The sequence below is a fragment of the Streptomyces sp. PL-25 genome (genome assembly GCF_058344915.1).
Genome location: NZ_CP136997.1, coordinates 4,754,286 through 4,779,244 on the forward strand (window position 1 = coordinate 4,754,286; position 24,959 = coordinate 4,779,244).

Annotated in this window: 21 protein-coding genes and 1 pseudogene; 9 read left to right on the top strand and 13 right to left on the bottom strand. The window is 71.9% G+C overall.

Annotated features, from left to right (window positions below; all coding sequences use genetic code 11):
• Window positions 1-129: 129 nt before the first annotated feature.
• Complete coding sequence (locus R4Z62_RS21600) at window positions 130-2,574, top strand: transglycosylase domain-containing protein (protein ID WP_491520656.1); 2,445 nt, start codon at window positions 130-132, stop codon at window positions 2,572-2,574.
• Window positions 2,575-2,652: 78 nt separating this feature from the next.
• Here R4Z62_RS21600 and R4Z62_RS21605 read toward each other — a convergent pair whose 3' ends face one another.
• The 4 genes from R4Z62_RS21605 to R4Z62_RS21620 form a co-directional block, all read right to left on the bottom strand.
• Complete coding sequence (locus R4Z62_RS21605) at window positions 2,653-4,830, bottom strand: SpoIIE family protein phosphatase (protein WP_491520657.1); 2,178 nt, start codon at window positions 4,828-4,830, stop codon at window positions 2,653-2,655.
• A 308-nt stretch (window positions 4,831-5,138) separates the two neighbouring features.
• A complete protein-coding gene (fomD, locus tag R4Z62_RS21610) occupies window positions 5,139-5,834 on the bottom strand; it encodes a cytidylyl-2-hydroxypropylphosphonate hydrolase (protein ID WP_064534989.1) in 696 nt (231 codons plus the stop codon).
• A 73-nt stretch (window positions 5,835-5,907) separates the two neighbouring features.
• Window positions 5,908-7,293 carry a class II fumarate hydratase gene (locus tag R4Z62_RS21615; RefSeq protein WP_355483347.1) on the bottom strand — a complete coding sequence of 462 codons (1,386 nt, stop codon included), beginning with the start codon at window positions 7,291-7,293 and terminating at the stop codon, window positions 5,908-5,910.
• A gap of 86 nt (window positions 7,294-7,379) precedes the next feature.
• A complete protein-coding gene (locus R4Z62_RS21620) occupies window positions 7,380-9,050 on the bottom strand; it encodes a fumarate hydratase (protein ID WP_355483345.1) in 1,671 nt (556 codons plus the stop codon).
• Window positions 9,051-9,205: 155 nt separating this feature from the next.
• On the opposite strand from R4Z62_RS21620, the gene R4Z62_RS21625 reads away from it, so the two are divergent.
• Window positions 9,206-9,880, top strand: coding sequence for a DUF1707 SHOCT-like domain-containing protein (locus R4Z62_RS21625; protein WP_355483343.1), 675 nt, complete (start codon window positions 9,206-9,208; stop codon window positions 9,878-9,880).
• Between the two features lie 99 nt (window positions 9,881-9,979).
• A complete protein-coding gene (locus R4Z62_RS21630) occupies window positions 9,980-10,357 on the top strand; it encodes a WhiB family transcriptional regulator (RefSeq protein WP_037888025.1) in 378 nt (125 codons plus the stop codon).
• Window positions 10,358-10,542: 185 nt separating this feature from the next.
• Here R4Z62_RS21630 and glpX read toward each other — a convergent pair whose 3' ends face one another.
• Window positions 10,543-11,577: a class II fructose-bisphosphatase gene (glpX, locus tag R4Z62_RS21635; RefSeq protein ID WP_018565175.1), complete on the bottom strand. Its 1,035-nt coding sequence runs from the start codon at window positions 11,575-11,577 to the stop codon at window positions 10,543-10,545.
• 127 nt (window positions 11,578-11,704) lie between these two features.
• Between glpX and R4Z62_RS21640 the strand changes: the two genes are divergently transcribed.
• Complete coding sequence (locus tag R4Z62_RS21640; RefSeq protein ID WP_064534993.1) at window positions 11,705-12,229, top strand: DUF4245 domain-containing protein; 525 nt, start codon at window positions 11,705-11,707, stop codon at window positions 12,227-12,229.
• Window positions 12,230-12,260: 31 nt separating this feature from the next.
• Here the strand turns inward: R4Z62_RS21640 and R4Z62_RS21645 are convergent, their stop codons facing one another.
• Window positions 12,261-12,515 (bottom strand): exodeoxyribonuclease VII small subunit, encoded by a 255-nt coding sequence (locus R4Z62_RS21645; RefSeq protein ID WP_491520658.1) that lies wholly within the window; start codon window positions 12,513-12,515, stop codon window positions 12,261-12,263.
• 49 nt (window positions 12,516-12,564) lie between these two features.
• Window positions 12,565-13,893 (bottom strand): exodeoxyribonuclease VII large subunit, encoded by a 1,329-nt coding sequence (gene xseA / locus R4Z62_RS21650; protein WP_491520659.1) that lies wholly within the window; start codon window positions 13,891-13,893, stop codon window positions 12,565-12,567.
• A gap of 146 nt (window positions 13,894-14,039) precedes the next feature.
• Here xseA and R4Z62_RS21655 point away from each other — a divergent pair, with 146 nt between their 5' ends.
• Window positions 14,040-15,056 carry a 4-hydroxy-3-methylbut-2-enyl diphosphate reductase gene (locus tag R4Z62_RS21655; protein ID WP_107440678.1) on the top strand — a complete coding sequence of 339 codons (1,017 nt, stop codon included), beginning with the start codon at window positions 14,040-14,042 and terminating at the stop codon, window positions 15,054-15,056.
• Window positions 15,057-15,117: 61 nt separating this feature from the next.
• Window positions 15,118-15,870, top strand: a complete 753-nt coding sequence (gene ppgK / locus R4Z62_RS21660) for a polyphosphate--glucose phosphotransferase (RefSeq protein ID WP_491520660.1) — start codon at window positions 15,118-15,120, stop codon at window positions 15,868-15,870.
• Between the two features lie 39 nt (window positions 15,871-15,909).
• Here the strand turns inward: ppgK and R4Z62_RS21665 are convergent, their stop codons facing one another.
• On the bottom strand, window positions 15,910-16,347 hold the full coding sequence (locus R4Z62_RS21665) for a DUF6542 domain-containing protein (protein WP_355483335.1): 438 nt from the start codon (window positions 16,345-16,347) through the stop codon (window positions 15,910-15,912).
• A gap of 436 nt (window positions 16,348-16,783) precedes the next feature.
• Here R4Z62_RS21665 and ychF point away from each other — a divergent pair, with 436 nt between their 5' ends.
• The 3 genes from ychF to R4Z62_RS21680 all read left to right on the top strand — a co-directional run bounded on the left by ychF (window position 16,784) and on the right by R4Z62_RS21680 (window position 18,822).
• Complete coding sequence (ychF, locus tag R4Z62_RS21670; protein ID WP_018565182.1) at window positions 16,784-17,872, top strand: redox-regulated ATPase YchF; 1,089 nt, start codon at window positions 16,784-16,786, stop codon at window positions 17,870-17,872.
• A 270-nt stretch (window positions 17,873-18,142) separates the two neighbouring features.
• Entirely contained in the window at window positions 18,143-18,427 is a 285-nt protein-coding gene (locus R4Z62_RS21675; protein ID WP_028438980.1) for a hypothetical protein, read from the top strand.
• Window positions 18,409-18,822, top strand: a complete 414-nt coding sequence (locus tag R4Z62_RS21680; protein WP_491520661.1) for a DNA-binding protein — start codon at window positions 18,409-18,411, stop codon at window positions 18,820-18,822. The genes R4Z62_RS21675 and R4Z62_RS21680 overlap by 19 nt, the downstream gene beginning before the upstream one ends.
• A gap of 254 nt (window positions 18,823-19,076) precedes the next feature.
• Here the strand turns inward: R4Z62_RS21680 and R4Z62_RS21685 are convergent, their stop codons facing one another.
• From R4Z62_RS21685 to R4Z62_RS21705, 5 genes and pseudogenes are all read right to left on the bottom strand, one after another.
• Window positions 19,077-20,465 carry a hypothetical protein gene (locus tag R4Z62_RS21685; RefSeq protein WP_491520662.1) on the bottom strand — a complete coding sequence of 463 codons (1,389 nt, stop codon included), beginning with the start codon at window positions 20,463-20,465 and terminating at the stop codon, window positions 19,077-19,079.
• Window positions 20,462-22,441, bottom strand: a complete 1,980-nt coding sequence (locus R4Z62_RS21690) for a hypothetical protein (RefSeq protein WP_491520663.1) — start codon at window positions 22,439-22,441, stop codon at window positions 20,462-20,464. The genes R4Z62_RS21685 and R4Z62_RS21690 overlap by 4 nt, the downstream gene beginning before the upstream one ends.
• Entirely contained in the window at window positions 22,438-23,232 is a 795-nt protein-coding gene (locus tag R4Z62_RS21695) for a toll/interleukin-1 receptor domain-containing protein (RefSeq protein WP_385496458.1), read from the bottom strand. The genes R4Z62_RS21690 and R4Z62_RS21695 overlap by 4 nt, the downstream gene beginning before the upstream one ends.
• Before the next feature lie 306 nt (window positions 23,233-23,538).
• A pseudogene (locus R4Z62_RS21700) lies at window positions 23,539-23,991 on the bottom strand (NsdA family TPR-like regulatory protein); the annotation flags it as partial.
• A gap of 12 nt (window positions 23,992-24,003) precedes the next feature.
• On the bottom strand, window positions 24,004-24,783 hold the full coding sequence (locus R4Z62_RS21705; protein WP_491520664.1) for a helix-turn-helix domain-containing protein: 780 nt from the start codon (window positions 24,781-24,783) through the stop codon (window positions 24,004-24,006).
• Window positions 24,784-24,959: the final 176 nt, after the last annotated feature.

The following is a 24,959-nucleotide window of genomic DNA, read 5'->3' on the forward strand; positions in this document are numbered from 1 at the left end:
TGCTGATTGTCACGTCCGTAAAAGCACGGATCGGGGGCCCTTTGTCACAGAGAGCGGTGTTAGTTTTCTGAGCTGATCTGAACGTCGTACGCAAGTGACAGCCGAGACGGAAGCGGAGCGGACGGACGCATGGGACGAGCGGAAGAGAGACGAGCGCGACAGCGCGGTGGCCGCCGCGCGGCGCCCAGGCGCTCGTCCGGGACACCGGCGGCCGGCGTCGGAGGCGGCAGCGCGCAGCCCGGTGCCGGGACCGGTCCCGCGGGCGGTGCCCCGGGCGGCCGGGCCGCGGCCCGGCGCGCGGCGGCCCGGCCCGCCAAGGCGAAGAAGAGCCTCATACGCCGGCTGTTCACCTGGAAGAAGATCCTCGGCACGGTCCTCGGCGTCTGCCTGCTCGGCATCGGCGCCTTCGTCGTGCTCTACATGCTCGTGGACATCCCGCAGGGCAACGCCGCCGCCGAGCGGCAGAGCAACGTCTACAAGTACAGCGACGGCACCGTCCTCGCCCGGGACGGCGAGGTCAACCGCGAGAGCGTGTCGCTGGACAAGGTGCCCAAGGAAGTCCAGCACACCTTCGTCGCCGCCGAGAACAAGTCCTTCTACCACGACTCCGGCATCGACCTGAAGGGCACCGCCCGCGGTCTGCTCAACACGCTGACCGGCAAGGGCACCCAGGGCGGCTCGACGATCACCCAGCAGTACGTCAAGAACTACTACCTCACCCAGGACCAGACCGTCACGCGCAAGCTGAAGGAACTGGTCATCTCGCTGAAGGTGGACCGGCGCGAGTCCAAGGACGAGATCCTCGCCGGATACATCAACACCAGCTACTACGGCCGCGGCGCCTACGGCGTCCAGGCCGCCGCGCAGGCGTACTACCGCGTGGACGCGCAGCATCTGACCGTCGAACAGGGCGCCTACCTCGCCGCGCTGCTCCAGGCGCCGAGCCAGTACGACTGGGCGGTGGCCGGCCCCAACGGCAAGCGGCTGGTGCAGGCCCGCTGGAACTACGTCCTGGACAACATGGTCGGCCAGCACTGGCTCGACGCCGCCAAGCGCAAGGCCATGAAGTTCCCGGTGCCGAAGGAGCCCAGGGGCGCGCCGGGCCTCGGCGGCCAGAAGGGCTATCTGATCGACCTGGCCAACAAGCAGCTCGAACAGCAGCTGATGAAGGAACAGGGCATCACCCAGGCCCAGGCCGAGGCGGCCGTCGTCGACCGCGGCTGGACCATCACGGTCAACATCGACAAGAAGAAGCAGGCCGCGCTGGAGAGCGCCGTCAAGAAGCAGCTCACCGGCAAGCTGGACCCGAAGAAGCGCAAGGCCGACAAGAACGTCCAGGCGGGCGCGGTCTCCGTCGACCCCAAGACGGGCAAGATCGTCGCCCTGTACGGCGGCCAGGACTACTTCAAGCACTACTCCAGCAACGCCACCCGGCGCGACTTCCAGCCGGCCTCCACCTTCAAGCCGGTGATCCTCGCCGCCGCCCTGGACGAGGAGGCCAAGACGCAGGACGGCCTGCCGATCGACGCCAACACCGTCTACGACGGCACCAGCGGCCGGCAGGCCGTGGACCACGGCACGAAGGTCGGCTTCGGGCCGCCCAACGAGGACCACGTCAGCTACGGCCAGATCACCGTCCAGTCCGCGATGAACAAGTCGGTCAACTCCGTCTTCGCGCAGATGGGCATCGACGTCGGCATGAAGAACGTGATGTCCGTCGCGGACAAGCTCGGCATGGACACCAAGGGCATGCAGGCCGTGCCCGCCCAGACGCTCGGCTCCATGGGCGCCAGCCCGCTGGAGATGGCGGCGATCTACGCCACCCTCGACAACCACGGCAAGAAGGTCACCCCGACCATCGTCGCCTCGGCCGAGAACGGCACCCGCAAGGTGGAGATGCCCGACGCGGTCGGCGGCCAGGCCATCACCCGGGAGGCGGCCGACACGGTCACCTCGGTGCTGACCGGCGTGGTCGACGACGGTACGGCGAAGACCTCGGTGGCCGACAACCCGCTGCGCGAGGACCAGCAGGTCGCGGGCAAGACGGGTACCTCCGACGAGAACAAGTCCGCCTGGTTCACCGGCTACACGCCCGGCCTGGTCACCTCGGTCGGCCTCTTCGGCGAGGAGCCGGTGGCGCCGTACCGGCATGTGAGCCTGGCCGGTGCCACCGGCCTGATCCCGGGCAGCGGCCGGATCAACGGCGGTGGCTACCCGGCGCAGATCTGGGCCGAGTACACCTTCGGCGTCATGGGCGACACCAGCAAGTTCGACCTGGACACCACGCAGGGCGCGGCCAAGCAGTCGCCCAGCCGGCCGCCGACGTCGTCCCAGTCGCCCAGCCACTCGCCGTCGCAGTCGCCCTCGCAGTCGCCGAGCCACGCCCCGACGCAGTCGTCGCAGTCGCCCAGCCACTCGCCGTCGCAGTCGCCGAGCCACAGCCCGTCGCAGTCGCCGTCGAAGTCGCCGACCGCGCCCGACCCGTCCGACAGCAGCACCGCCGGGAACCCGCCGGACCCGGACGACCAGCTGCACGACCAGCACCAGCTGCACGACCGGCAGCCCGCCGGCTGACCCGCGGCACGACGGCGGAGAGCCGGGAGCGGGACATCCCCCGGGGGATGTCCCGCTCCCGGCTCTCCGTCCGTGTCCCTACGGCTGGCCGCGGTGCAGCTCGAACCAGACCACCTTGCCGGTGCTCAGCCGGGTCGCGCCCCAGCGCCGGGCCAGCCGGTTCACCAGGTACAGGCCCCGGCCGCCCTCGTCGGTGGCGCGCGCCTGCCGCAGCCGCGGCAGTTGCGGCACGTCGTCGCCGACCTCGCAGCGCAGCACGTCGGTGCGGAGCAGCCGCAGCGTCACCGGCCGCGAGGCGTACCGCACGGCGTTGGTGACGACCTCGCTGACCAGCAGCTCCACCGAGTCGGTCAGCTCCTCCAGACCCCAGCGGGACAGCGCCCGGCGGGCCAGGCGGCGGGCCCGGGACGGCGCGGAGTCCTCCGGCTCCAGGAACCAGTACGCCACGTCGCTCGGCGCGATCCCGTCGAAGCGGGCGGCGAGCAGCGCGATGTCGTCGTCCCGGTCGCCCGGACCGAGCATGTCCAGCACCTCGTCGCACAGGGCTTCCAGCGGCGGCGGATGGTCCGGGCCGGTGAGCTGCGCGGTCGCGGCCAGCTTCTCGCGCAGCTGCTCTATGCCGGTCCACACGTCCCGCAGCCGGGACTCCACCAGACCGTCGGTGTACAGCAGCAGCGTGCCGCCGGCCGGCGCGTCCAGCTCCACCGCCTCGAAGTCCACCCCGCCGACGCCGATCGGCGCGCCCGGCGGCACCCGCAGCACCTCGGCCCGGCCGCCCAGATGCAGCAGGACCGGCGGCGGATGCCCGGCGTTGGCGATGGTGATGCGGTGCGAGACCGGGTCGTAGACCGCGTACAGACAGGTCGCCATGCGGTCGGTGCCCAGCCGCTGCGCCTGCTCGTCCAGGTGGTGCAGCACCTCCTGCGGGGGCAGGTCGAGGCCCGCCAGGGTCTGCGCGGTCGTGCGCAGCTGGCCCATGATGGCCGCCGACGTCATGGAGTGCCCCATCACGTCCCCGACGACCAGGGCGACCCGGCTGCCGGGCAGCGGGATCGCGTCGTACCAGTCGCCGCCGACCCGCGCGGTCTCCGCCGCCGGGAGGTAGCGCGACGCCAGCCGTACGCCGGTGGGGCGGGGCAGCGTCTCCGGGAGCATGGTCCGCTGGAGCTCGTCGGCGATGTACGCCTCGCGCCCGTACAGCACGGCCTTGTCCACGCCGAGCGCGCTGTGCGTGGCGAGCTGGGCGGCGACCAGCAGGTCGTCGCCCTCGAAGGCGGGCCGGTCCGGGCGGCGCAGGAAGAGCGCCGCGCCGATGACCCGGCGCCGCCCGCGCAGCGGGGCGAGGATCGTGCGCTGTCCGCGCGGCACGGCCAGCTCCGAGCCCTCGCCGAGGAGTTCGGCCAGCGCGGCACCCGCGGACGGGGTGTCGGTGAACACCGGCCGCACCCCGCGCAGCACCTCGCCGAGCGCGCTGCCCGGCCGCACCTCGCACAGCTCGTTGGTGACCACGGACAGCTCGGCCGGCTGCTCGGGCGCGGGCACCGGCAGGAAACCCACCTCGGCGTCCCGCTCGGACGGGATCCGGTCGGTGCGCCGCAGCCGCAGCACCAGCGGGCCCACCGGCCGTTCGTCGCCCACCGGCAGCGGCTCGCGCAGATAGACCAGGATCGCGTCGGAGAAGGTCGGCACGGTCGCCCGGCACAGCCCCATGACGATCTCGTCCAGGTCCATGCCGCGCGCGATGCGCCGCGTCGCCGCGCCCACGAACCGCAGCCGGTCCCCGTCGCGCCGCATCGGCAGCGGCCGTCCCGGCGGCAGCCCCTGGCCGGTACGGCGGTCGGAGTCGCCCTGGGTGCGCCGGTCGGGGGCGCCCGGCGCGGGGGCGGCGCCGTCGGCCGTCACGGAGACCGCCTCGGTGTCCTCCGCGGTGCGCGCCGCCGCGTCCGGCTGGGCGGGGATGCCCTCCGGGACGGGGCGCGGCCGGTGCGGGTCCGGTTCGGCGGCCACCGGCTGGGAGTGCTCGGGCCCCGGTCCGGGCGGCCCGCCCGCGGCGGGCGCCGCGCCGGGGCGTACGGGAGCGGCCGGGGGCTCACCGTCGGCGCCGCGCGCCGCCGGGCAGGGTGCCGCGTCCTCCGGCCGCGCCTGCAGCGGTAAGGCCGCCTGCGGCGGTTCGGGGGTACGCAGAACCGCCCCGCGGGGCTCCGTGGGGTCGGCGCCCGGCTGAGGGCGTTCGAAGGAGGTCGGCTGCTCCGTCACGCGTGTCGAATCCATCCGTCCGGGGCTGCGCGCCGGGCGCGCAGTTCGTCCCGCCGAAGACCCGATACCCGGAATACGTGCCCCAGGAACGGATTTCCGGCGTGGTCAGAGGCTGTTCCTGTGCCACCGGCGGGTCCTGTGCGGCCCGCTCGGGTCGTGCCCTCGTACCCCTCGCTCACGTCCTGCCGCCCCTCGGTGACATACGGTCAGACTCCGCACCGGCTGCGCAAGTTGCGCCGGTCATGTGCCTCCCTGCGCCCTTGCGGAGGACGATCCTACGTTTCCCGACCGGGGGCGCATCAAGGGTCTCATGAGGACACATGCGCGGGCGTACGATCCCAGTCCTGCGGCAGTGACGGTACCGGCCAGGACGGATCCGGTCGCCACCGCGGCCAGTTCTCGCAGAACGGCGGGCCCCAGGAACGGATCACCGCCACCGCCGCCCGGCCGGCCTCCTGTACCCTTCCGGCCAGCTCGGCGTCCATCAGGCCGTCCCGCTGGGCCTGGGCGAACTCGTCCTCGTCGCGCCAGTGCCAACTGCGGTCCGGGTGCACGGAGATGTCCAGAAAGTGGTCCTCGGAGTCGACGCCGCCCGCCCAGCGGGCCAGGGGCTCCTCCAGGTTCACGTACCAGTTCTTGAACTGCCAGCCCGGCTCCCAGAACAGCCACACCGACCAGGGCTCACCGGGCCGGGCCAGCTTCAGCACCCCGGTGCCGAACCACCGGTCCCGCTGCACCGCGCGCGGCTTGGTGTAGCGGGACTCCAGCGGCTCCAGATGGACGGGCGTGCCGTCGGCGAGGACGGGCTTGACGCACTCGGTGCCCGGCGCCAGCCACACCGCGAGCAGCCCGGCGTCGTCCCGGACGACGGTCACGGGCCGCGCGATGTGGAAGCCCGTGCCGCCGTTCTCCCGGTAGCGCCACAGGATCTGGCTCCCGGGCGCCCAGCGGGCCGCCCGGCCGCCCGCTCCCGCTTCGCTCACCGCCGCGTCGTCGTCTGCCATGGACAGATATTAGGTGGCACGGGCATCGGGCGCCGCGGTGGGCGGCAGGGTTCACACGCGCGCGGCGGCGCCGTCACGGGCGCGTCATGCGCAGCACGTCCAGCGCCTCGTCGAGCTGCTCCGCGGTGAGGTCGCCGCGCTCCACGTACCCGCTCTCCAGGACGACCTGACGGATCGTCTTCTGCTCGGCGAGCGCCTTCTTGGCGACCTTCGCGGCCTCCTCGTAGCCGATGTACTTGTTGAGTGGGGTGACCACCGACGGGGAGGACTCGGCGTACTCGCGGGCCCGCTCCCGGTGGGCGGTGACGCCGTCCACGGTGCGGTCGGCCAGCAGCCGGGAGACGTTGGCCAGCAGCCGGACGGACTCCAGCACGTTCTTCGCGATGACCGGCAGCATCACGTTCAGCTCGAAGTTGCCGGCGGCGCCCGCGGTGGCCACGGTCGCGTCGTTGCCGACGACCTGCGCGGCGACCATCAGGACGGCCTCGGGGATGACCGGGTTGACCTTGCCGGGCATGATCGAGGAGCCGGGCTGGAGGTCGGGCAGGGAGATCTCGGCGAGCCCGGTGCGCGGCCCGGAGGACATCCAGCGCAGATCGTTGGCGATCTTCGTCAGACCCACGGCGATGGTCCGCAGCTGCCCGCTGGTCTCCACGATCCCGTCGCGCGCGCCCTGCGCCTCGAAGTGGTCGCGGGCCTCGGTGAGCGGCAGCCCGGTGGTGCGGGCCACCTCCTCGATGACGGCCGCCGAGAAGCCGGGCGGGGTGTTGATGCCGGTGCCGACGGCGGTGCCGCCCAGCGGCAGCTCGGCCAGCCGGGGCAGCGAGGCCCGCAGCCGCTCCACGCCGTAGCGCACCTGCGCGGCGTACCCGCCGAACTCCTGGCCCAGGGTGACGGGTGTGGCGTCCATCAGGTGCGTACGCCCCGACTTCACCACGTCCGCGAACTCCTCGGCCTTGCGCGTGAGCGCGTCCGCGAGGTGGTCGAGGGCCGGGATCAGGTCCCGGGTGACGGCGGCGGTGGCCGCGATGTGGATCGAGGAGGGGAAGACGTCGTTGGAGGACTGGGAGGCGTTGACGTGGTCGTTGGGGTGCACGTCGCGGCCGAGCCGCTCGGTCGCCAGGGTGGCCAGCACCTCGTTGGTGTTCATGTTCGACGACGTGCCGGAGCCCGTCTGGAACACGTCCACCGGGAAGTGCTCGTCCCACTTGCCCTCGGCGACCTCGTCGGCCGCCGACCTGATCGCCTGCGCGACGTCCTCGTCGAGCACGCCCAGTTCCGCGTTGACCTTGGCGGCGGCGCCCTTGATCCGCGCGAGCGCCTCGATGTGCGCGCGCTCGATCCGCTGCCCGGAGACGGGGAAGTTCTCCACGGCCCGCTGCGTCTGCGCCCGCCACTTGGCGTCCGCCGGAACCCTGACCTCGCCCATGGAGTCGTGCTCGATACGGTATTCGCTCATACCGGGTACAGCGTGCCGGGCGGTGCGGTTGTTCCGTCACTGGGCCGAACGAGGGCGTGTCGCACCCCGCCCGGCCCACCGGACGGTCAGGCCAGGCCCGGACCCCGTACCGGAATGCTGGTGAACGTCGGCGCGGGCGCCGGGTCCTGGAAGAAGTCGTTGCCCTTGTCGTCCACGACGACGAACGCCGGGAAGTCCTCGACCTCGATCCTCCAGACGGCCTCCATGCCCAGCTCCTCGTACTCCAGGACCTCGACCTTCTTGATGCAGTCCTGGGCGAGCCGGGCCGCCGGGCCGCCGATGGAGCCCAGGTAGAAGCCGCCGTGCGCGTCGCACGCGTCGGTGACCTGCTTGCTGCGGTTGCCCTTGGCGAGCATCACCTTGGAGCCGCCGGCCGCCTGGAACTGCTCGACGTAGGAGTCCATCCGGCCGGCCGTGGTCGGGCCGAAGGAACCGGAGGCGTACCCCTCGGGGGTCTTGGCCGGACCGGCGTAGTACACCGGATGGTCCTTGAGGTACTGCGGCATGCCCTCGCCCGCGTCCAGCCGCTCCTTGATCTTCGCGTGCGCGATGTCGCGGGCCACCACCAGCGGGCCGGTGAGCGACAGCCGGGTCTTGACCGGGTACTTGGTCAGCTCGGCGAGGATCGAGTCCATCGGCCGGTTCAGGTCGATGCGCACGACGTCCCCGGCCTCGTCCAGGTGCTCGTCGGTGGTGTCCGGCAGGAAGCGCGCCGGGTCGGTCTCCAGCTGCTCCAGGAACACGCCCTCGGCGGTGATCTTGGCGACGGCCTGGCGGTCGGCCGAGCAGGAGACGGCGATGGCGACCGGGCAGGACGCGCCGTGCCGGGGCAGGCGCACCACGCGCACGTCGTGGCAGAAGTACTTGCCGCCGAACTGCGCGCCGATGCCGATCCTCTGCGTCAGCTCGAAGACCTTCTCCTCCAGCTCCTTGTCCCGGAAGCCGTGGCCGAGCGGCGAGCCCTCGGCCGGGATCGTGTCCAGGTAGTGCGCGGAGGCGTACTTCGCGGTCTTCAGCGCGAACTCGGCGCTGGTGCCGCCGACCACGATCGCCAGGTGGTACGGCGGGCAGGCGGCCGTGCCCAGCGAACGGATCTTCTCCTCCAGGAACTTCATCATGGAGGACTCGTTCAGGACGGCCTTCGTCTCCTGGTAGAGGAAGGACTTGTTGGCGCTGCCGCCGCCCTTGGCCATGAACAGGAACTTGTAGGCGCCGCCGTCGGTGGCGTACAGCTCGATCTGCGCGGGGAGGTTGGAGCCGGTGTTCCTCTCCTCCCACATGGTCAGCGGGGCCATCTGCGAGTAGCGCAGGTTGAGCCTGGTGTAGGCGTCGTAGATGCCGCGGGAGAGGGCCTCCTCGTCGCCGCCCTCGGTCAGCACGTTCTGGCCGCGCTTGCCCATCACGATCGCGGTTCCGGTGTCCTGGCACATGGGCAGGACACCGGCGGCGGCGATGTTGGCGTTCTTCAGCAGGTCCAGGGCGACGAACTTGTCGTTGGAGCTGGCCTCGGGGTCGTCGACGATGCGCCGCAGCTGGGCGAGGTGGGCGGGGCGCAGATAGTGCTGGATGTCGTGGACCGCCTCCTCGGCCAGCTTGCGCAGCGCCTCCGGCTCGACCTTGAGGAACGTACGCCCGTCGGGCCCCTCGGCGGTGGAGACGCCCTCGGACGTCACCAGCCGGTACGGGGTCGTGTCCTCACCCTGGGGGAGCAGATCGGTGTACGCGAACTCAGGCATCTCAGCCCATTCCTCACTCTGCGGACGGCCGCCCGTCGACGCCGACGGGCACCGAACAGCGTAGGACCTGCCGCGCGGGACCGGTTTGTGAGGTCAGGCTCAGTTCCTCGTCCCCAGAGGTGTCGCGATCTATCGTGTTTGGGTACGCTGCTCCCGTGGACCTTCAGAAGCAGACCGCTCCCCCCGTCACGGAGCTGCGCGCCTCGGACGCCGACCGGGACCGCATCGCCGACATGCTGCGCGACGCCCTCGCCGAGGGCCGACTGACCGCGGACGAGCACGCCGAGCGCGTCGAGGGGGTGCTGAACGCGAAGACGGTGGGTGAGCTGGAGGTCTTCGTCCAGGACCTGCCCGCCGCCCACCAGGGCCGTCCCGCACCGGCGTACGCCCCCCGGCGCCCGGCCGAGGACGACATACCCCAGCAGGCCGACGAGAACGTGGTGGCGGTGTTCAGCTCCGCCACCCGCCGGGGCCGCTGGCGCGCCGGGCGCAGAGTGCACGCCTACTCGGTCTTCGGCAGCGTCGAGATCGACCTCAGCGAGGCGGTCTTCGAGTACCAGCAGGTCGTCATCAAGGCCGTCTCGGTCTTCGGCGATGTCCAGATCCGGGTCCCGGAGAACGTCTCGTTGCGCGGCACCGGCGGCGGCGTCCTCGGCAACTTCGAGGTGGACACGCTGGACGCCACCGACCCCGACGCCCCCGTCGTCTACGTCGACGGCTGGGCCGTTCTCGGCAATGTGGAGGCGCGGCCCAAGCGCGGCAAGCTCGTCGCGGACATCCTCGACCGCGTGCAGCGCAAACTCGACAGACATGTGCGCAAGCACCTGTGAGCAAACGGCCGGTTCACAACTGAGTGCATAGGCCCGCGCACAGCGGGTAGGCCTTGCTGCATCGTCTCTCGCTCGCGAAGCCGTCGTCAGGAGTAGACCGTGCTGCAACCGCCGCCTTCGTCCCCGCAGATCGCCGTCGTTCCGGCCCAGCGGGTGCCGACGCGAGACAGGGACCAAGACGCACCCTGGCACACCGAGGCGGTGTGCAGGCGCGACGAGGCCGGGCTGTTCTTCGCGCCCTCGAAGGAGCCCACCGCCGCCCGGCTCTCGCGCGAGGAGGCCGCCAAGCGGGTCTGCGCACGCTGTCCGGTGATGGTCGAGTGCCGCGAGCACGCGCTGCTCCAGCCCGAGCCGTACGGCGTCTGGGGCGGCCTGACCGCCGCCGAGCGCCGGGTCGTCCTGGCCCGCCGCCGCCGGCGCGACGTGGAGCTGAAGAACGCCGCCCGCGCCACGGGCCGCATAGCGGCGGCCGGCTGACCCACCGGGCGCGCTCCCGGCCTCCGGCCGCTGCCCGGTCTCCGGCGCGGACGGCACGACTGGCGCGTACGGCACGACTGGCGCGCGCGGTACGACTGCGGGGCGCTCCCTCCGCACCGGGAGCGCCCCCATGGCCGGGGCGGGGCCGTACACGCGTCCGTGCGCGGGCCGCCTGCCGGCCTCCGCTACTTCGCGCGGTCGAAGTCGATCGCGCTGTACGCGCGCAGCTTGCTCAGCCGGTGCTCGGAGTCGATCCGGCGGACCGTGCCCGACTTGGAGCGCATCACGATCGAGTCGGTCGTCGCCGTCTCCGAGCGGTAGCGCACCCCGCGCAGCAGCTCGCCGTCGGTGATGCCGGTGGCGACGAAGAAGACGTTCTCGCCGGTGACCAGGTCCTCGGTGGTCAGCACCCGGTCGAGGTCGTGCCCGGCGTCCAGCGCCCGCTGCCGCTCGTCGTCGTCCTTGGGCCACAGCTTGCCCTGGATGGTGCCGCCCAGGCACTTCACGGCGCACGCCGAGATGATGCCCTCGGGCGTGCCGCCGACGCCGAGCAGCAGGTCGATGCCGGTGCCGTCGCGCAGCGCCAGGATCGAACCGGCGACGTCACCGTCGGAGATCAGCTTGATCCGGGCCCCGGTCTCCCGGATCTCCCGGATGATGCCCTCGTGCCGCGGCCGGTCCAGGACGACCACGGTGACGTCCTCGGGCGTCGCCCGCTTGGCCTTGGCGACCCGCTTGATGTTCACCGACACCGGCGCGTCGATGTCGACGAAGTCGGCCGCCTCCGGGCCGGTGACCAGCTTGTCCATGTAGAACACGGCGGACGGGTCGAACATGGCTCCGCGCTCGGTGGCGGCCAGGACCGCGATCGCGTTGTGCATGCCCTTGGCGGTCAGCGTGGTGCCGTCGATCGGGTCGACGGCGATGTCGACCTCCGGGCCGGTCCCGTCGCCCACGCGCTCCCCGTTGAAGAGCATCGGGGCCTCGTCCTTCTCCCCCTCGCCGATGACGACGACGCCGTTCATCGAGACGGTGGAGACGAGGGTGCGCATGGCGCGGACGGCCGCGCCGTCGGCACCGTTCTTGTCACCGCGCCCGACCCAGCGGCCCGCGGCCATCGCGGCGGCCTCGGTCACCCGGACCAGTTCGAGGGCGAGGTTGCGGTCGGGAGCTTCGGAGGGAACGTCGAGCTCGGACGGCAAGTGATGATGTTCGGTCATCGGAGCGCACCTTTCTGATACGACGACGGCCGGATGAGGGTTATGGCCATGACTCTATCCCCGGGTAGGCACTATGAGCAGGGGACCCCACGGATGAGCGCTCCGGGCACCTGCGACGATAGGGGGCGTGGCAGGCTCGAACGGCAAGCAGAAGACAGTCCGGGGCACGATCCTCACCCTGATCGTGATCGTGGCGACCGCGGCGGTCGCCTACCTCTTCGTCCCGCACGACGATCACGCCCCCGACATCAAGCGGGTCGACTACCGCGTGGAACTGATCACGGCACGCCGCGCCGCCGCCTACCCGGTGGCCGCGCCCGAGGGCCTGCCCGACACCTGGAAGGCCACCTCGGTCCGCTACCGCGCCGACGAGGGCGACCGCTGGCACCTCGGTTTTCAGGACCCCGACGGCCAGTACGTCACCGTCGAGCAGTCCACGGCCAAGCGCAAGGACTTCATCGACGACGCCAGCCAGGGCTCCCGGGCCACCAAGGTCACCCAGGAGATCGCCGGCCGCACCTGGACCCGGTACACCGGCGGCCGCTACGACGCCCTGGTCAACGAGGGCGCCAAGGGCGCCACCACGGTGGTCGCGGGCACCGCGTCCTTCGCACAGCTCACGAAGATGGCGGAGGCGCTGAAGACGTCCTGAGGGGGCGGGCCGGGGCGCTCTTCCGCGCGCGCTACTCCTCGCCGCCGTCCGCCGCGTCCGCGTCCTGGGCGGCCTCCTCCGCGAGGGCCGCGTCCAGCCGGGAGCGGGCGCCCTCCAGCCAGCGGCGGCAGACCTTGGCCAGTTCCTCGCCGCGCTCCCACAGGGCGAGGGACTCCTCCAGGCTCGTCCCGCCCGCCTCCAGCCGCCGGACGACGTCGATCAGCTCGTCCCGTGCCTGCTCGTAGCCCAGCGCCTCGTCCGCCGGTGCCGCCGCCTCGCCCGTCATGCGTTCATCCCTGTCGACTCGTCCCTGTTCGTGCGGGTTCGTATGTCGTTCATTCGTCGGTGCCGGTGCCGGTGCCGGTGCCGGTGTCGGCGTCGGCGTCCGCCTCCGGCCGCCGGTCCACTTCCGCCGTGCCCGCCGTGTCGAATGCGTCCGCCGGGCTCACGTCGTCGCCCGCGCCGACCCGTACGGTGAACTCTCCCTCGGAGACCCGCGCGCGCAGCGTCTCGTCCGCCGTCACCTCGGCGGGATCGCGGACCACATGACCGTCGGCGCGCTGGAGCACGGCGTATCCGCGCCGGAGCGTGGCGGCGGGGGAGAGGGCCACCACGCGCGCGCGGGTGTGCGCCAGCTCGGAGTCGGCGCGGTCCAGCAGATGCCGCAGGGTGCGCCGGCTCCGGTCCACCAGCGCGGCCACATGGTCCGCCCGCTCGTCGACCATGCGGTGCGGATCCTCCATGCACGGGCGCGCGAGCGCGTGCGCGAGCCCGCGCTCCTCGCGCTCGACATGCGCCTGTACGCACCTGCGCGCCCGGTCGCGCAACTGCCGTACCCGCTCGGCCTCCTCGCCGACGTCCGGCACGACCTTCTTGGCGGCGTCGGTGGGCGTGGAGGCGCGCAGGTCGGCGACGTAGTCCAGCAGCGGAGTGTCCGGCTCGTGGCCGATCGCGGAGACGACCGGCGTACGGCAGGCGGCGACCGCGCGGACGAGCTGCTCGTCGGAGAAGGGCAGCAGATCCTCCACGCTGCCGCCGCCGCGCGCCACGACGATCACATCGACCTCGTCGAGCGCGTCCAGCTCCTTGACGGCCTGCACGACCTGCGGGACGGCGTGCACCCCCTGCACGGGCACATTGCGTACCTCGAAGCGGACGGCGGGCCAGCGGTGCCGGGCGTTCTCCAGCACGTCCCGCTCGGCGGCGGAGGCCCGGCCGCACACCAGTCCGATCAGCTGCGGCAGGAAGGGCAGCGGCTTCTTGCGGTCCGGCGCGAAAAGACCCTCCGCCGCCAGGCTCTTCTTCAGCTGCTCCAGGCGGGCCAGCAGCTCGCCGACGCCGACCGGCCGTATCTCGGCGGCCCGCAGCGACAGCTGCCCGCGCGGGGCGTACCACTCGGGCTTGGCGTGCACGACGACCCGGGCGCCCTCCCCGACGACGTCGGCGACCGCGTCGAACACCTCGCGGAAGCAGGTCACGCCGACGGAGATGTTGTACGACGGATCGCGCAGCGTCAGGAAGACCACGCCCGCGCCCGGCCGCCGCGACAACTGCGTGATCTGCCCCTCGACCCACACCGCGCCGAGCCGGTCGATCCAGCCGCCGATGAGCCGGGAGACCTCGCCGACGGGCAGCGGAGCGCCGGGGGACGTGGAGACAGCCATGCCCGCGAGCGTAACGGTCACCACCGACACCGCCGGCATCACCGACGCCACGGGGACGGTCCGCGCGCCTCCGGGCCGCCGGCCGCTGCCTCGGCTCCCGGGCCGCGCACCCTCGGGATCTTCGGCGCGGCGCGGACGGCCTTACGATGGGGGCCATGACTGCTACGTCTGGCCGCCGTGTCCTGCTCGCCGCCCCCCGGGGCTACTGCGCGGGTGTGGACCGCGCCGTGATCGCCGTCGAGAAAGCCCTGGAGCAGTACGGGGCTCCGGTGTACGTCCGGCACGAGATCGTCCACAACAAGTACGTCGTGCAGACCCTGGAGAAGAAGGGCGCGATCTTCGTCGAGCGGACGGAGGAGGTGCCGCCGGGCAACATCGTGATGTTCTCGGCGCACGGCGTGGCACCCGTCGTGCACGAGGAGGCCGCGCGCGGCCGGCTCGCCACCATCGACGCCACCTGCCCCCTGGTCACCAAGGTCCACAAGGAGGCCGTCCGCTTCGCCAAGGAGGACTACGACATCCTCCTGATCGGCCACGAGGGCCACGAGGAGGTCATCGGCACCTCCGGCGAGGCCCCCGACCACATCACGCTCGTCGACGGCCCCGAGGACGTGGCGAAGGTCGAGGTGCGCGACCCGTCGCGGGTGGTGTGGCTCTCGCAGACCACGCTCTCCGTCGACGAGACGATGGAGACGGTCGACGCCCTCAAGGAGAAGTTCCCGCAGCTCATCTCGCCGCCCAGCGACGACATCTGCTACGCCACGCAGAACCGCCAGCTCGCCGTCAAGCAGATGGGCGCCGAGGCGGACCTCGTCATCGTGGTCGGCTCGCGCAACTCCTCCAACTCCAAGCGCCTGGTGGAGGTCGCCAAGCTCGCGGGCGCGGACCAGGCGTACCTGGTGGACTTCGCCGACGAGATCGACGAGTCCTGGCTGGAGGGTGTCAGCACGGTCGGTGTGACCTCGGGCGCCTCGGTGCCGGAGATCCTGGTCGAGCAGGTGCTCGAATGGCTCGGCGCACGCGGTTTCGAGGACGTGGAGATCGTCAAGGCGGCCGAGGAGTCCATCATCTTCTCGCTGCCCAAGGAGCTGCGCCGGGACCTGCGCGAGGAGGCGGCGACCCTGGCCACCGAGCGCGGCGGCTCGGGCACGCCGGAGGACTGAGGGCCGCCGGGCGCCCTCACGGCGGCACGTGACTGTCGGTGGCGCGTCGTAACGTGGTGCCATGCAGATCTTCGGTGTGGACATCGGCGGTTCGGGGATCAAGGGCGCCCCGGTGGACCTGGACAAGGGCGACCTGGCCCAGGAGCGTCACAAGGTGCTCACCCCGCGACCGGCGACGCCCGACGGGGTGGCCGACGGCGTCCGGGAGGTCGTCGCCCACTTCGGCTGGACCGGCCCGGTCGGTCTGACGTTCCCGGGCGTGGTCACCGGCGGCACCACCGTCCGTACGGCGGCCAATGTCGACAAGAGCTGGATCGACACCGACGCGCGCGCGTTGTTCGGCGACCGGCTGGGCGGCCTGCCGGTGACGGTGGTCAACGACGCGGACGCGGCGGGCGTCGCCGAGATGCACTTCGGCGCGGGCCAGGGGCGCAAGGGCACGGTGATCCTGCTGACCTTCGGCACCGGCATCGGCAGCGCGGTCTTCGTCGACGGCGTCCTCGTCCCCAACACCGAGCTGGGCCACCTGGAGCTGGACGGCCACGAGGCGGAGAAGCGGGCCTCCAGCAAGGCCAAGGAGGACCACGACCTGTCCTGGGAGCACTGGGGCCACCGCGTCCGCGCGTACCTCGCCCATGTGGAGATGCTCTTCTCCCCCGAGCTGTTCGTCATCGGCGGCGGCGTCAGCCGCAAGTCCCACAAGTTCCTGCCCTACCTGGACGGCATCCGCGCGGAGATCGTCCCGGCCCGCCTCCAGAACAACGCGGGCATCGTGGGCGCGGCGATGCGGGCGGGGGAGAGCGGGGCGGCGTAGCGGCTCCCCTCCGGCCCGGCGGCCCACCGGCCCACCGGTCTACCGGCGGGTGCGGCCGCGCATGCGGGCGGACCCGGACGGTGCCGTCGGCGAGGCCGAGGACACCGGCCGAGGCCGCTGCCGGGACCGGGCCGGGGCGGCGGAGGCAGCACGCTCGGCACCATGCGCGGCACCCCGTGCGGCACCGCGCCGTACGAGCGCGACGACCCCCGCGAGCAGCGTGCCGCCGTACAGCCACAGCGCCTGGGTGGCGAGGCCGGTCACCAGGCCCACCAGCGTGCCGAGGACACCGCTGTCGCCGTCGGCCACGGGCAGCAGGCCCACGGTGAAGCCGAGGGGCGCCACCACGGGCGCGGTCAGCACGTCGCCCGGACGCATCCAGAGCGCGGTGAGTACGCACACCGGCAGGAACAGCACGCCGTAGACGGCGGGCGAACCGCCCAGCAGCAGTGCGTCCAGGCAGCCGAGCACGAGCATGGCCGCACCGCAGAAGAGGCCGCCCCCGAGGCCGGTCAGCCGGGGGTTCGGCGACTGCCGCAGCCGCCGCACGAGGGCGGCCGGGCCGCGGAGGCCCGGCCCGGCTGTCGGTCGCGGCGCCCGCGCGGCCCGGCCGGGCCCGCGCCCCCCTGTCCGCTCCGGGCGGGGAGCGTGGGGGCGGCCCCGGGCTCCTTGTCCGGGCAGGGGCGGCCTGCCGCGTCGCGGTCCGTGCTGCTGAGGTCGCGTCCTGGGTTGCTCCACTGCTCCAACCTAGGTCTGTTTATGTGTTGAATAGGCCGTTTGACACGCCGCACGGCCCGGCGGGCCGGGGGGCCGGCCGGCGTGCGAACCGCCGCGAGGGGCGGGGCGCCGCACGCCGTAGACTGGTGGATCGGCCGCCTGGCCCCCAGTCTCCTCACGTACGGGAAGTCGCAACGTGTCGCTCACGATCGGAATCGTCGGTCTGCCGAACGTCGGCAAGTCGACCCTGTTCAACGCCCTGACCAAGAACGACGTGCTCGCGGCCAACTACCCGTTCGCCACCATCGAGCCCAACGTCGGTGTCGTGGGCGTCCCGGACGGTCGCCTCGCCCAGCTCGCCTCGATCTTCAAGTCGGAGCGGATCCTCCCGGCCACCGTCGACTTCGTCGACATCGCGGGCATCGTGCGCGGTGCCAGCGAGGGCGAGGGCCTGGGCAACAAGTTCCTCGCGAACATCCGCGAGTCGGATGCGATCTGCCAGGTCATCCGCGCGTTCAAGGACGAGAACGTCGTCCACGTGGACGGCAAGGTCTCGCCCAAGGACGACATCGAGACGATCAACACCGAGCTGATCCTCGCCGACCTCCAGACCATCGAGAAGGTCCTGCCCCGCCTCCAGAAGGAGTCGCGGATCAAGAAGGACGTCGCCCCGAAGGTGAAGGCCGTCGAGGAGGCCCAGGCGATCCTGGAGAAGGGCGACACGCTCTTCTCCCAGGGCATCCTCCAGGGCACCGAGCGCGCGGAGCTGCTGCACGACCTCCACCTGCTCACCACCAAGCCCTTCCTCTACGTCTTCAACGTCGACGAGGACGAGCTGACCGACGAGGACTTCAAGAACGAGCAGCGCGCCCTGGTCGCCCCCGCCGAGGCGATCTTCCTCAACGCCAAGCTGGAGGCGGACCTCGCCGAGCTGGACGAGGAGGAGGCCCTGGAGCTGCTGGAGTCCGTCGGCCAGCACGAGCCGGGCCTCGCCACCCTCGCCCGCGTCGGCTTCACCACCCTCGGCCTCCAGACCTACCTGACGGCCGGCCCCAAGGAATCCCGCGCCTGGACCATCAAGAAGGGCGCCACCGCCCCCGAGGCCGCCGGTGTCATCCACACCGACTTCCAGAAGGGCTTCATCAAGGCCGAGGTCATCTCCTTCACCGACCTCCTCGAAACCGGCTCGGTAGCCGAGGCCCGAGCCAAGGGGAAGGCTCGCATGGAGGGCAAGGAGTATGTGATGCAGGACGGGGATGTGGTGGAGTTCCGGTTCAACGTGTAGCGGCTGACATATCACCACGTCGCTGATCTGGCAAACATGCAGGTCAGGAGGGGTCCGGCTCTTCGGGGTCGGGCCCTTTGTTTTTTCCCGTGCTGGGATGGTGCTGGGATAGCTGACCCCTCGTCACCTGTCATCACCCCTGCTCATCCCTACCGTGCTGGGATGGGATGGGGGTGCCCGTGCTGGGATTTGCGTGAGCGGGGCGCTGACCGAGCTGTGAAGGTAGTGCAGACGTGGCGCTTTTCCTACTCGTTTGACACAATCGGGGATATGGCTGAGGCGACGTACAGCATCGGGGAAGGGCCAGCGACGCGGGTGAGCTTGTCGCTGCCGGAGGGGACCGCGGAGGCGATCCGGGCTCGCGTGGGCAAGCGGGAGTTCTCCGCGTTCATCGCCGAGGCGGTCGAGCGTGAGCTGCGCGGGCAGGTCCTGGACGAGTACCTGGCGGACTACGAGAGCCGCAAGGGGCCGGTCTCCGAGCCGGCTCGTCAGCGGGCGCGGCAGGTCTTCGACGAGGTGTTCGCCGAGGAGGCCGAGTGGCCCGCCGCAGGCTGAGTCACGAGGGGACGCTCGTCCTCGACAGCGAGGGACTCTCGAAGCTGCTCGCTGACGAAGAACAGGTGGTGGCTCTGATCGCCGAAGCGCGCTCGCGTGGCATGGAGGTCGTGATCAGTGCGCTCACCATCATCGAGGCCGTCCACGCCCGTACGAACAAGCCACGCCTGAACTGGGTGCTTTCCGGGCTGCGGGTCGTCCCGGTCGGTGACGAGGAGGCGAGGGCTGCCTCGAAGTTGCTGATGAATGCCGGATTGCACGGACACAAGTACGCGATCGATGCGGCCGTCGCCGAGGCCGCGCTGCGACAGCACCGCCCCGTGGTCATGCTGACTTCCGATATTGACGACATGGCCAAGCTGTGTGGCGAGCGGGTCCGGCTCGTGGCGGTGTGATTTTCCTGGTCCGGCTTCTTCCTTGCGACGGTTGACTGGTGGGTGGCGGTGCAGTCCAGGCCGGGGGCCGAGACGCCGCACGTGCGGTCGGCGTTCACTCGCCAGAACTGAAGCAGAGGATCACCTGGGCGTGGTCGGTCAGGGGCATCATCTGCGGCGATGGCCGGTCCAGCCGTTCAGAAGGGGCCCGACTCCGAGGAGTCGGGCCCCTTGGTGTTTCCTCGCTCGCGGGAGGCGTCCCGGGAAGCGGTCGGTTACCGGATCAGTTCGCCGTTCTCGTCGTCCTCGTCCCGCGGGTGGGGTGCGGTGGGGCGGTGGGGGGTTTGGGTGGTGTCCCAGAAGTACGGGGATGTTGCGGTGGTGTCGCTCGGCTGCTGTCGGTTCTCGGGGCGTACGTCCGTGTCGCTCGGCGGCGGCCCCGGCACGAAGGTGTCGGTGTCCGGGGCCGGGGGTGCGGCGCCCTCGGTGAAGGGTGCGCCGGCCGGACCCGGGTAGGGCCGGAACCAGGGGCCCGGGGTGTCGTCGCCTCCGTTCGTGGGGCCGTTCGAGGGGCCGTTCGTGGGGGTGTCGTCCGGGCCTTCCTCGTCGTCCGGGTCGGGCGCCGGGAGGACGGTCCGCCTGATCTCCTCGGCGGCCTCGTGGAGACCGGCCGCCTCCAAGCTTCGCACCACGCGGTGCACCAGCACCGTGTACTCGTCCATGTCCGGCTTGAGGCCCACCGCCTCCAGCAGCAGGAGCAGCCGCTCCGGGACTCCTACTTCCCGCTCGCGGTCGAATGCTGCTCCTCCCTGGCCGGGATCACCCCAGAGCGGGTCCCCGGCGGTCGCCTCGGTCCGTGCGTCCACGGGCGGGACGAGCAGGTGGCGGAAGAGCTCGGGCACCTCCTCGTCGTTGGCCGCCGCCGTGATCTGGGCGAGCGGGCCGATCATGTCGACGGCCTTCTCGATCTCGTCCTCGTGCCGGGCCAGCCACCACACGACCGCGCTGCCCGTGCTCCGGAGCACGTCGTCCCCGAGGTAGCGCCGCTTGTTGCGCTCGTGCTGACGCTCGTGCTCCCAGATCTCCTCGTCCTTGCGCAGGTCACTCAGCCTCTGTAAGCGGTCGCGGTCGGCGGGGGCGAGGGTCAGGGCCACACCGCCCGCCCGGGTCTCCACCCGGCCGCTCGGGTCCTGGAGCGGGACGCTCAGCTCCCCCTCCAGGACGTACCGGGCGAAGTTGGCCCTGCCGGGCTCCTCGCGGTGGACGACCTCCATGGCCCGGCTGATGACCGCGGAGACCGCGAGGGCCGGGGAAGCGCCGTCGGACCAGCCGCTGGGGTCGGGCACCGGCCGCCACCACACCGTGGCGGAGAAGAGGAAGTCATAGCCGTCCACCGCGCTCGGCAGTGCGGCGTCGATCACCCGCGTCTCCTGGTACGGCTGCTCGACCGGTGCCGCGGGCGGCTCGGGCGGGGCGGGGTCGTACGGAACCGCCGGGGTGCGGCCGCTGCTGAGGACCGTCATCACGAGCAGCAGCGAACCCGACGCCGTGACCATGCACATGAAGCCCCACAGCCAGGCCGACCAGTGCAGGAGACTGCCGAGCGCCGCGGGGGCGAGGCCGCAGAGAGCGACGAACAGCAGGCTGAAAAAGCGGTGTCTCATCGTTCCTCTTCCGTGGTCTGTTGTCCGGTGTCCGGCTCCGTACGGGCGTACTGCGCGCGGTCGATGTGCCGCCAAAAGAGGGCGGCGACGGCCGCCCGGGACGGGTGGCGCGCGGATCCGGCCCAGCCGTAGGCGATGGCGTAGAGGCGGTGCAGGGCGGTTGCGTCCCCGTGCGTCGCCCTGACCATCACGTCCAGCGCCATCTCCCGCGTACTGTCACCCGCCACGGTGTTCAGCCAGCTGGTCACCAGCGGATTCCAGAGGTCCGTCGGCGGCTGGGAGAAGACCGCCTCCCAGCCCAGGAACAGGGACGGCCACGGTGGCGGGTCCGGGGCCCGGTCGCTTCCCGACAGCTCGGTGAGCAGCCGGAGATGGGGCTCGGCCCCGCGCGGCTCCCGGCGCACCCGCTCCCGCAGGCGGTCGATCAGCAGCCGGTAGAGCCGGTGTTCGCGGCCGGCCAGGTCGAGCAGTGCCGTGCGGGCCTCGCCCGCCGCCTCTCCCTGCCGTACGGCGAGGTGGTGGAGCCGCACGATCGCCTGGTCCGGATGCGTGGCGGCGAGACTCTGGACGCAGGCGGCGGTCAGGACCCGGGTGAGCCCCTCCGACAAGCCGGACCGCAGGCACTGATACATCCGGCCGCGGAACCAGCCGCCGAACGTCGCGTGGCTGAGGCCGAGTTCGAGGGCCGCCAGGGCGCGCTGGTCGCAGGAGGTGCCGGTCGCGCCGTCCGCCCAGCGGACCACGAGGTCGAAGAGGTGGTCGGGCCGTCCCACGGCAAGGGACTGCTCACCGAAGCGGACGACGACGTTCATCCGGTCGTCGGTGGTCAGCTCGCGGAGCCCGGCGGCATGGCCGATCCAGTCCCTGAGCGCGTCGCGCATCCCGGGGAAGTTCGCCCAGAAGTACGTCCGCACCGCTTCGGCGTAGGCCAGTTGTCCGAAGCGGAGCCGTCCGTCCGCGCCCCGTTCGATGCCGAGTGTCGTCAGGTGCTGTCCGAAGTCCGTCCGCGCCAGCTCGATGGTCGTCTCTTCCTCGTGCCCCACCGTCCTCATCAGGCCGCGCCACACGGTGTGGACGGTGTCGGCGCGGGCCCCCTCGAACACCGCCGCCGCGAGCAGCAGGCCCCGCTCGGGTGCGGTGGGGACCGCGGCCACCTGCCGGCCCACCTCACCGGCCCGGTCGGTCACCGCGTGCAGCGCCTGGTCGAGCCAGTCCGCGAAGCCGGTGCCGAACCGCCCGCTTTTCTTCGCGGTCCTCACCAGCCCCGCGAGCCGCGCCAGTTCCTGCATGGGGGAGCGGTCGTACAGGGGCTGGAGCTCGGCGCCTCGCAGGTCGGCGGGCCGGAAGGGCATCCGGTCCATGCGGAGGTACCGGGTGAGGACGCTGATGCCCCGGGGGCGCTCCAGTTCCACGGTGAGCGGTTCGAGGTCCGGCAGACGGGCGTGCTCCATGTCCCATGGCAGGACGGCGACCATGTGGGCGCCCGCCTCCTGGACCTGTGACCGGTACACGGCCAGGCGGCGCTGGGCCTTGGCGTACAGCTCCTCGTCGGCGATCGGGGAGAGGTCGAGGAGGAAGCGGTCCCCTTCCCCGAAGGGGGCAGGCGCCCCGCCCTCGTCGTTGCCCAGGACGGAGAGTTCGTCGAACCGGACCGGTTCCTCCTCGGCGTCCCCGTCCTCGTCCTCGCCGAGCCCGTGCAGCAGCATGACCGCCGCGGCGTGGCGGCCGGTGCCGGGCCGGGCCTCCAGCAGCACCACCGACCCGGGCTTCTCCAGGCGCTCGGCGGCGTCGCGGTAGTGCACCGGCGGGACGAAGCGGTCGGCCAGGCGCAACCGGTCCTCGCGAACGATCCGGAGGGGCTCGACCCCTCGGCGGATCATCCAGTCCGCGCCGCCGTAGAAGACGTACTGGTGTCCCGCGCCGTTGTTCACAGGGGCCCGCGGCTCGTTGACGGTGACGTGGTTCTCTTCGGTCATCGTTCGTCGTCCGAGCGCCGGCGGTCGCGCTCGAAGCGCTGGTGGACCGTCCCGCTGTTGTCGCCCGCCGTGAACTGGACCCCGGTGTTGTCGCCCTCGAAGTGAGGGGCGTTGTACTGGTGGCCGCGGCCGGTGTTCACCGGTCCCCGGGGCTCGTTGACGAAGGTGCCGGACAGGTCTCCGTTGAGGTTCCCGATGCCGCCGCGCACCCGCTGCTCGACATCGCGTGTGCGCATTCTGGTGTGTCCGGCGTCGCGGTCCTGCTTCTTGCGGGACTTCGACTCGGTCCGCTCCCGCGCCGCACGGGCGTCGTGGTCCGCCGCGCCCAGGTCGGGCAGCAGCCGGGCGAGGGCGTCGCCGAGCGCGGCCAGGTCCGACTCGGCGTTGCGGTGGTCGAACCGCCTGTACTGGCGGTCCGCCAGTTCCAGGAGATCACCGGGGAGGACGGCGCGGTCGATCCGCGTGGCCTTCCCGACGAGTACCGGGATCACCAGGATCCCGCGGTCGAGCGCGGTCTGGATCTCACGGCGGGTCCAGTCCTGCTCGGCTTCGAGGGCGGGGCGGCCGTCGGCCCCGCGCACCTCGGCCCAGCGCGGACCGATCACGGCGAGGAGTGCCTCGCACTCCTCCACCGCTCTGACCAGCTCCGCCGGGAAGCGGTGGCCGGGCTCGATCGAGTTGCTGGCGAAGAAGACCCGGTCGCGGCCGAAGCGCCGGACGAGTTCTCGGGCGATCATGGTCGCGGCGGATTCCTCGTCGCCTGTGCGGTAGTTGACGAAGACGTCGGGCATGAAGATCCCTTTCGTGAGGCATGTGCGCAGCACGGGTTGAAGGGGCCACTGGGCCCTGGGTCGTCCGTCCGGGCCGAGAAGCAACGACCGCGTGACGGCATGACGCGTCCACGGGAGTGCGTACGAGTGGAGGCGCGCCGCCCCGTGCGTCACCGGTCGCGGGCAGCCCGAGGAATCCGGACGCGCGGCGACGCGGTGGACGGGGAGCAGAGGGTCCCGCAGGCGATCGTGCGATCCCCTGGGGCCCGGGGGTGACCGGCCGGACCGGGCCGCTTCGAGCCGGGGCCGGTGGGGGAGGAGCCCGGGTCAGCTGTGCCCGGGGGCGAGCACCCGTGCCAGTGCCGGTTGCAGATCGCGTACGGTCTGGTTGTTCCTGAACCGGGAGAGCTCCCGCGCGAGACGGCGGACGTCGCTGTTGACCGTCGCAGAGGGCACGGCCGGCATCACCGCCAGGAGTTCCCCGGCGATGGCGCACGCGTGCTCGACCTCTCCGGAGGCGGCGTGCGCCAGGGACCGGCGGAAGCCGTAGCGGGCGCGGGTGCGCAGGGCGTGCGGCGGGAGACGGCGGCACTCCCGGTCGAGGATCTCGGCGGCGGCCCTGGGGCGGCCGAGGTCGTGCAGGCACCAGCCGGTCGTCACCGCCGCGGGGTCGCTCACGTGGGTGGTGCCGATCACGGGTTCGGTGCCGTCGCGGGCGTCGTCGCCCAGCAGTTCCCGTGCCCGGTCGAGACTGCGGAGGCAGTCGCGTTCGTCGCCGACGAGCGCGTGTCCCTAGGCCTCCCGCTGAGCCGCCAGCCCACGGATGCGCGGCGGAAGCCTGCCGCTCTGGGCCCGGCGCGCCAGAGCGACGGTGCCCGCGGCGTCCCCGCCGTAGAGCGTGACCAGGGCGCGCCGCACGAGCGCGTAGGAACCGAGGTGCGGATCGCCCCCGGTGCGCGCCAGTTCGGCGGCCTCACCGGTCCAGCCGAGCGCCGCCTCGTTGTCCCCGGCCTCCTGTGCCATCCAGCCGGTGAACTCCGCGAACCGGGACGCGAGCCGGAGCGCGGGGGCCCGGGTGGCGGAGGGGGTGTCGCCGGCCAGTGCGGCGACCATGCGCGTCTGCGTCTCCAGCAGGGGGAGCAGCGCCTTCGGTGCGGTGGACTGGCCGAGCTTGCGCAACTGGTCGAACTGTATGCGGAAGGACGGAAGGAGGGGCGCGGCGGCGGAGGACGCCTGTCCGCCGAGTTTCAGGCCGAGGTCGATCAGCGACCCCGTACCCGTGGCGAGGACCGCCCGGCGTCCCACGCGCCGGCCGCCCGGGACGGTGGGGGAGCCGGCGGCGCCGTCCGAGGCGGCCTCGGGGCCGGCGCCCAGGCGTTGCAGCGCACCGTTCGCACCGAGGAACGCGTCGCATCGGCGGGCCAGTTCGGGAGAGGCGGCTCGCTCCCCCCGCTCGACCTTGCTGAGGTACCCCTTGTCGTAGTTGAGCGCCACGGCGAACTGGGTCAGCGTGAGGTCCGCTTCCAGTCGTAAACGGCGAAGTTCCGGGCCGAACGGTAAAGCCGTACTCATCAAGAGCCTCCCCTGGAGCAGTGGCCGTGAGAGTCCTGCGCCCTCACGGGGAACTTCCGTTCGACTTTCACTGGTCGTACGAAGACCCGACGGGGAAACCCGTCGTGATGGAGCTGTCTCGCTGTGCAGCCGAGAGTGAGTTTGACACGAGGCGCGCGTCGGGAATCGGGGTTCGG

Coding starts and splice junctions, on each gene's coding strand:
- glpX (WP_018565175.1), bottom strand. CDS start 11,577: ATGACCGAACATCATCACTTGCCGTCCGAGCTCGACGTTCCCTCCGAA.
- R4Z62_RS21655 (WP_107440678.1), top strand. CDS start 14,040: ATGGGGGCCATGACTGCTACGTCTGGCCGCCGTGTCCTGCTCGCCGCC.
- R4Z62_RS21600 (WP_491520656.1), top strand. CDS start 130: ATGGGACGAGCGGAAGAGAGACGAGCGCGACAGCGCGGTGGCCGCCGC.
- fomD (WP_064534989.1), bottom strand. CDS start 5,834: ATGGCAGACGACGACGCGGCGGTGAGCGAAGCGGGAGCGGGCGGCCGG.
- ppgK (WP_491520660.1), top strand. CDS start 15,118: ATGCAGATCTTCGGTGTGGACATCGGCGGTTCGGGGATCAAGGGCGCC.
- R4Z62_RS21675 (WP_028438980.1), top strand. CDS start 18,143: ATGGCTGAGGCGACGTACAGCATCGGGGAAGGGCCAGCGACGCGGGTG.
- R4Z62_RS21685 (WP_491520662.1), bottom strand. CDS start 20,465: ATGAGACACCGCTTTTTCAGCCTGCTGTTCGTCGCTCTCTGCGGCCTC.
- R4Z62_RS21615 (WP_355483347.1), bottom strand. CDS start 7,293: ATGAGCGAATACCGTATCGAGCACGACTCCATGGGCGAGGTCAGGGTT.
- R4Z62_RS21695 (WP_385496458.1), bottom strand. CDS start 23,232: ATGCCCGACGTCTTCGTCAACTACCGCACAGGCGACGAGGAATCCGCC.
- R4Z62_RS21705 (WP_491520664.1), bottom strand. CDS start 24,783: ATGAGTACGGCTTTACCGTTCGGCCCGGAACTTCGCCGTTTACGACTG.
- R4Z62_RS21620 (WP_355483345.1), bottom strand. CDS start 9,050: ATGCCTGAGTTCGCGTACACCGATCTGCTCCCCCAGGGTGAGGACACG.
- R4Z62_RS21645 (WP_491520658.1), bottom strand. CDS start 12,515: ATGACGGGCGAGGCGGCGGCACCGGCGGACGAGGCGCTGGGCTACGAG.
- xseA (WP_491520659.1), bottom strand. CDS start 13,893: ATGGCTGTCTCCACGTCCCCCGGCGCTCCGCTGCCCGTCGGCGAGGTC.
- R4Z62_RS21690 (WP_491520663.1), bottom strand. CDS start 22,441: ATGACCGAAGAGAACCACGTCACCGTCAACGAGCCGCGGGCCCCTGTG.
- R4Z62_RS21665 (WP_355483335.1), bottom strand. CDS start 16,347: ATGCTCGTGCTCGGCTGCCTGGACGCACTGCTGCTGGGCGGTTCGCCC.